Here is a 5,812-nt window from a genome sequence, read left to right as displayed (position 1 = left end):
GCAATGAGCCATTAGCCATTACCAATTACCAATTACCAATTACCAATTACCAATTACCAATTACCAATTACCAATTACCAATTACCAATTACCAATTACCAATTACCAATTAAGAATATCGCCTCGGCGTATAAACCCAAACACCACCATATTTGCGATCGATTATCCGAGTTTGACTCGATCCAATAATCACCAAAGTTCTCATATCGGCATCTTCAGGCTGAAATCGATCGAGAGTGCAAACCTTTACTGATTGACCCGGCCGGCCGAGATTGCGTCCCAAGACAACGGGAGTTTCAGGCGATCGCAATTTTAATAAAATTTCCTTTGCCTTACCCAGTTGCCAAGTGCGCTGTTTCGATACTGGATTGTAAAGGGCGATCGCGAAATCAGCACCGGCCGCAGCCATAATCCGCTGTTCGATCGCTGACCAAGGTTTAAGAATATCCGAAAGTGAAACCACGCAAAAATCATGACCCAGAGGGGCTCCAATCAGCGCAGCAGCAGCCTGCATCGCCGAAATTCCCGGCGCAACCCGAATATCAAGACCCTCCCATTCCGGCTTCGCTTCCCGTTCTAATACCTCAAATACAGCCGCAGCCATCGCAAAAATGCCGGGATCTCCTGACGAAACCACAGCTACAGATTTGCCTTCTGCTGCCAAATCTAAGGCAAAACGCGCCCGATCTAATTCTTCGCGATTATCAGAATCATGTCGCCTTTGTCCCTGTCTCTGGGAACCCGCTAAATCGAGATAGAACTTGTAGCCAACCCAATCCGTAGCTTCACGCAATATTTCTTTGACTTCTGGGGACATCCAATGTGCCCCTCCTGGCCCCGTCCCCACTATTGCCAGTTGACCGCGTGGGTGTCCGATAGTATCAGGATGGATGGGTGTCGATGCGATCGCGATCGCTACGCCAGCCGAAGGTATCGCGTCACTCATCTCCCCAAATTCCTGACATCTCACCAATCGCCCCCCAACACCCACAGCCGTAAGTGCAATTCGTCCCGCCATTACCCTTTTCTGTTCTTTCTCGGCCTCTGGAAATGGTGCATTAATATCGGTAGGAAACTCCACAAGTTCAGTTGGATCGAAAAAACGGGTAGGAACTTTAAACTTTTGGGCGATCGCTTCAATTGCCGGCTCTCCCATATTACCTTTGACAGCAAAGATCGCGGCAACAGATGCGGCTGCTAACCCTAAATCGTCTAAAACTTGCTGCACATAAGCCAGCGCGATTTCTGGTTCCATGCTGGATAAAGAGGTCAGCGCGATCGCCACAGTTGCGGGATGATATACCAAACAATCAGCCTTTGGTACAACCGCTTTTTCAGTCACGCAAACCGTTAATTTTCCTAAACTGGCGATCGGTAACTTGCTATCACTTAACCAAGGTGCAATACCGTCTAGTTGTAGCGTCGCCCCTGCTAACAAATCAGAAATAAAAGTTTTAGCATTTTCTGGATTTGCCAGATAGTAACCTTGGGGAGGATTAAGTAAAGCAGTCCGAAAGCGGATATCGCCTGTGGTAGTAATTGCTGGCTGTACGCCTAAAGCTGTGGCAATTTCTCTAGCTAACTCATTTACACCATGCAATCCTCCTAATAATGGTACAACCGCACTGCCATCTTCTGCGACTGCTAAAACTGGGGGTTCGTAGCGTTTATCTGTAATTAAAGGGGCGAGAGTACGGATCAGAATTCCAGCAGCACAAATGCCAATAATTGGAGTGCCGGCGGCGAATAATTCCCGTAAAGTTTCGCCAAAGTTGGTGAAGGTAATATCAACATCCCAAGTGCGATCTGCTAGGCCATAGACGGAAGATCCGGGTAAGGTGGCGATGATTTGTCGTGCCAGGGGTACGCTGTTTTGACCTAAAATGACAATTGCTGGGGAAACTGGATTCACGGTGAAAATTTAATTAAGAATTACTATGTTCCAGGAGGATTGCGATCCTAATTGGGAAGCTAAAAATTTAATTTTACCATTAATACAGTAAGAAGGGTGAAGTATCCCGAAAGACCTCTACCCTCTACCCTCACAGGGGAAGGGGGAAATTCTTTCTTTATTTTCTTTACTTACTTTCTTTCTCCCCCATCCTAATAACAAATTTATTCCTTTTCCCTCTTCTAAAAGGAGAGTGTATGGAGAGGTTTCCGGGGGTTGGGGTTAGGCCTTTATCCTGTGGGACTACCACCAGCAAAGAAAGCTAGGGGAGAATTATCGCCACAAGATAACCGAACCTTAGAACCAATGGGAAAGACATTTCCTGTGGTTGTAAGTGCATACAACTTCTGTCCCGAAGGAGTTTGTAAACAATAACGATTTTCTCTACCTAAAAATTGGCGATCGCAAATCACAACCGCCGAATTTTCATCTAAAAATAAACTTAAATCTTCCTGTCGAATCATCAATTCTCCTTGAGTTGAAACATCGCAGGGAACTTGTACAAATGAATCTCCTTTAACAGCAAAACAACCTACTTCTGTTTCCCAAATATCCTGCTTCAGGGATGCAGATACAAAATTAGCTTGCGTTACAAATTCCGCCACAAATCTAGATGCTGGTTCTTGATAAACTTCCTCCGGAGTGCCAAACTGTTCTAATTTGCCTTGACGCATTACCGCCACCCAATCTGAAATCGAAAGTGCTTCTTCGCGATCGTGGGTGACAAATACCCCAGAAGTTTTTGTGGCTTTGAGAATATCGCGGACTTCCTGACGTAATCTTAACCTTACTTGTACATCTAAATTACTTAATGGTTCATCTAATAAAATAATCGCAGGTCTAGGGGCTAAAGCACGGGCTAAAGCTACCCTTTGTTGCTGACCTCCAGATAATTCATGGGGATAACGGTTTTCTAATCCTTCTAGTCCTACTAATGCTAAAGCTTCTGCGACACCTTTGTTAATATTATGCTTTGACTCTTTCCCTTGATATTTCAAGCCAAAAGCTACGTTTTTCGCCACTGTTAAATGAGGGAAAAGTGCATAGTCTTGAAACACCATACCAATGTCTCGCTGTTCCGGGGGGAGTGACATCGTAACACTGGCTACAGTTTTTCCTGCTAAAGCGATCGCCCCTGCTTGTAACTGTTCAAAACCAGCAATTAACCGCAGCAACGTTGTTTTCCCACAACCCGACGGCCCCAACAATCCCAGTATATCTCCCTGATGTAAGGTCAGGGTGACGGATGCCACCGCAGGTGATGCTGCTTGGGCATACTGTTTGGTGACACCATCTAAATGCAGAATTACAGGTCGAGTCATTATTGCCATAAATAATCAACAACTTAGTATTTTACAGTAAAGTAGTTTAGTGATATAAATTCTCATAAAGACTTGACGAATTTTTACACTTACTGATAGAATAGCAAGCTAGACAGTTTATTGCCAAATGGAAAATTCCAAACAATCGCTACAACAAACAGCCATCAGTACCATCAAAAGGTTGTCGAACTTACGCAGTCTATCCGCTAGTGGGTGGACAGTTGCGGTGATCGCTTTAGCATTACCGATCGCCATACCCATCCTCAGCGTCTTATCCAGTATCTTTTTTGAAGCTAAAGATACGTGGCAACATTTAACTGATACAGTTTTAACTCGTTATATCCTCAACTCTTTCTGGTTAGCGATCGGTGTCGGCTGGGGTGTGGTTGTAATTGGCGTAGGATGCGCCTGGTTAGTAACAATGTGTCGCTTTCGGGCCAGTCGCCTATTTGAATGGGCGTTACTATTACCTTTAGCCGCCCCAGCTTATGTTTTAGCTTATATTTATACAGACTTTTTAGAATTTTCCGGCCCAGTCCAAACTGCTTTGCGTTATGTTTTTGGCTGGAGTTATGGAGACTACTGGTTTCCTAACGTGCGATCGCTCCCTGGAGCAATATTAATGCTAATCTTGGTTTTATATCCCTACGTATATCTATTAGCAAGAGTTGCATTTTTAGAGCAATCAACTTGTACGCTAGAAGCTAGTAGAATCCTCGGTTGTAGTCCTTGGCGGAGTTTTTTTACAGTTGCCTTACCAATGGCAAGACCGGCAATAATTGCAGGCTTAGCGCTGGCTTTGATGGAAACTCTTAACGATTATGGTACTGTTCAGTATTTTGGAGTTGATACTTTCACTACAGGTATTTATCGGACTTGGTTTGGCATGGGAGAAAGAATTGCCGCCAATCAATTAGCTGCGATGTTATTATTATTTGTTCTGGGTCTAATTTTACTTGAACGTTGGTCGCGCAGTCGCACTAAATATTATCAAGCTAGCAGTCGTTATCGCCAACTACAAACTTATCAGCTTAAAGGACTTAGGGAACTTTTAGCAGTAATTAGTTGTTTTCTACCGTTATTTTTTGGCTTTTTATTGCCCGCCAGTCTTTTAATCGATTTGACCTTAGCCAATTGGGAACTAACTTTAGACGATCGCTTTTTTGTCTTTGCCAGCAATAGTTTGATTTTGGCAACGCTAACAGCAATTTTAGCCGTAATTATTGCCTTAATTATGGCTTACGGCTTACGATTATATCCCAACTTAGGAGTGCAATTAGGAACGCGCATTGCCGCAATGGGCTATGCTGTGCCGGGTTCTGTAATAGCAGTTGGCATTCTGGTTCCCATTGGCAAATTTGACAATCTATTTGATGGTTGGATGCGCCAAAATTTCGGAATTTCTACAGGCCTATTATTAAGTGGTACGATCGCAGCTTTAGTATTTGCTTATTTAGTTAGATTCCTAGCTGTTTCGTTAAATACAGTTGAGTCAAGTTTGAGTAAAATCAAGCCTAATTTAGATGATGCGGCGAGAAGTTTGGGTTATAGTCCGATGCAAACTTTAGTTACAGTACATACGCCAATGATGACGGGAGGTCTATTAACTGCGATGATGTTAGTGTTTGTGGATGTGATGAAAGAGTTACCTGCTACTATAATTATAAGACCTTTTAACTTTGATACCTTGGCTGTACGAACTTATCAGCTTGCCTCAGATGAGAGATTAGCTGAAGCTTCAGGCCCAGCTTTGGCAATTGTTTTAGTGGGGATGTTACCGGTTATTCTATTAAGTTGGAAAATTGCGCGATCGCGCAAGTCTTCAACAGAGTTAACGGTTAACAGTTAACGGTTAACAGTTAACAGTTAATATTATTCCTGTGGAAAGCAAGATGATTAATAAAAACTTAGCAATGTCTACCCGTACTACTGGCACAATTTTCTTTTTACTGCTTACTATTTTTGTCACCTTTGGATGCCAAAAACAGGTGGATACTCCCCTCGAAACATTACAAAAAACTAAGCAATGTCAAGAATGCGATCTGACTGGCGCTAAGTTAAGTAACATTGATTTAACAGGCGCTAATCTTAATAGTGCTAAGTTAGAAGGTGCAATCCTAGAAAATGTCAAGCTTAATGAAGCTTTACTCGATAGCGTCAATCTTAAAGGTGCAAATTTAAAAGGCGCTTCTCTGGAAAAGGCAGGTTTATTTGCTGCGGATCTTACCAATGCTGACTTGAGTAATGCCAATCTTAAGGGTGCTTTTTTACGAGGGGCAAAACTGAATAATGCTAACCTCAGTAATGCGGATTTAAGTGAAAGTGACTTAAATAGTGCGGATTTAACAGGGGCAAATCTGAAAGGGGCAAATCTGAAAGGGGCAATGATGCCTGATGGTACAATTAAAAATTAAAACAGATTGGATCGGAATCATATCGGATTCAGATATTCAGATTCAGAGATTCAGAATCAGAGGTTGAGAGTCGGCGGTTGAAACCGCATCTACACGAAGGAAGAAATAGATCGTTTAGATCGTTC

5 protein-coding genes are annotated in these 5,812 nt (G+C 43.0%); 3 read left to right on the top strand and 2 right to left on the bottom strand.

What is annotated here, in order from left to right; translation table 11 throughout:
* Window positions 1–17: 17 nt before the first annotated feature.
* On the top strand, window positions 18–113 hold the full coding sequence (locus PN499_RS29715) for a hypothetical protein (protein ID WP_363319166.1): 96 nt from the start codon (window positions 18–20) through the stop codon (window positions 111–113).
* On the opposite strand, the gene cobJ is transcribed toward PN499_RS29715, so the two are convergent.
* A complete protein-coding gene (cobJ, locus tag PN499_RS27160) occupies window positions 110–1,912 on the bottom strand; it encodes a precorrin-3B C(17)-methyltransferase (RefSeq protein WP_272036439.1) in 1,803 nt (600 codons plus the stop codon). The genes PN499_RS29715 and cobJ overlap by 4 nt on opposite strands.
* A 269-nt stretch (window positions 1,913–2,181) precedes the next feature.
* Entirely contained in the window at window positions 2,182–3,273 is a 1,092-nt protein-coding gene (locus tag PN499_RS27155; RefSeq protein ID WP_272036440.1) for an ABC transporter ATP-binding protein, read from the bottom strand.
* A 127-nt stretch (window positions 3,274–3,400) separates the two neighbouring features.
* Here PN499_RS27155 and PN499_RS27150 point away from each other — a divergent pair, with 127 nt between their 5' ends.
* A complete protein-coding gene (locus tag PN499_RS27150; RefSeq protein WP_272036438.1) occupies window positions 3,401–5,122 on the top strand; it encodes an ABC transporter permease in 1,722 nt (573 codons plus the stop codon).
* Window positions 5,123–5,186: 64 nt separating this feature from the next.
* Window positions 5,187–5,687 (top strand): pentapeptide repeat-containing protein, encoded by a 501-nt coding sequence (locus PN499_RS27145; protein ID WP_272036436.1) that lies wholly within the window; start codon window positions 5,187–5,189, stop codon window positions 5,685–5,687.
* Window positions 5,688–5,812 lie beyond the last annotated feature (125 nt).

The sequence above is a fragment of the Kamptonema animale CS-326 genome (assembly GCF_028330895.1).
Classification (GTDB): domain Bacteria; phylum Cyanobacteriota; class Cyanobacteriia; order Cyanobacteriales; family Microcoleaceae; genus Kamptonema; species Kamptonema formosum.
This window is presented reverse-complemented; position numbering and strand designations above follow the sequence as displayed.